Genomic DNA, 520 nt, shown 5'->3' with positions numbered 1-520 from the left:
TGGCAAACAGCTCCATCACGCCCGCTGGAACATCCTCGCGCAGCTTCTCAAGGCTTGGGTGCGTGCCGGTTTGGTAAAGCTTGGTCACGATGTCTGCGATCGCGTCACCGATCCCCGGGATCTTGGTGAGGGCGCCGGCGGCGATGATCCGATCAAGCGGCTGCGACAGCGCCATCAGACTGTCTGCCGCGCGCAAGTATGCCTTTGTGCGATAGGGATTGTCGCCGCGCATAGACGCCCGTTGCGCGTATTCCCTCAAAAGACTGGCGGCGGTCCTCGGATCGATTTTTGCCATGGCTTCAGCCAAACGAGGCCGATCTCCGCAGGTTCCAATCAGGCAAGACCATGAGCGCCGCGTTGCCCTTTAAATCCCGGCTTTACTGCCTTTTCCCGCGTCGGACGCTACAGATTGGGTGTGAATCGGCGTGCAAAATTGGCTCTGACTCACTTTTGATGGAATTCGGGTGCCGGCTCGCGTTGGTTTACACAAGGAATCAACGCCATGGGCCATGCATTGCGG

At 58.8% G+C, this 520-nt stretch carries 1 pseudogene; it reads right to left on the bottom strand.

The annotated features are described in order from the left end of the window. Positions 1-295 (bottom strand): annotated as a pseudogene (locus NKJ09_RS32460) (DNA polymerase/3'-5' exonuclease PolX); the annotation flags it as partial. Between the last annotated feature and the right edge of the window lie 225 nt (positions 296-520).

The organism is Mesorhizobium sp. M0189, assembly GCF_040322135.1.
Lineage (GTDB): Bacteria > Pseudomonadota > Alphaproteobacteria > Rhizobiales > Rhizobiaceae > Mesorhizobium.
This window is presented reverse-complemented; position numbering and strand designations above follow the sequence as displayed.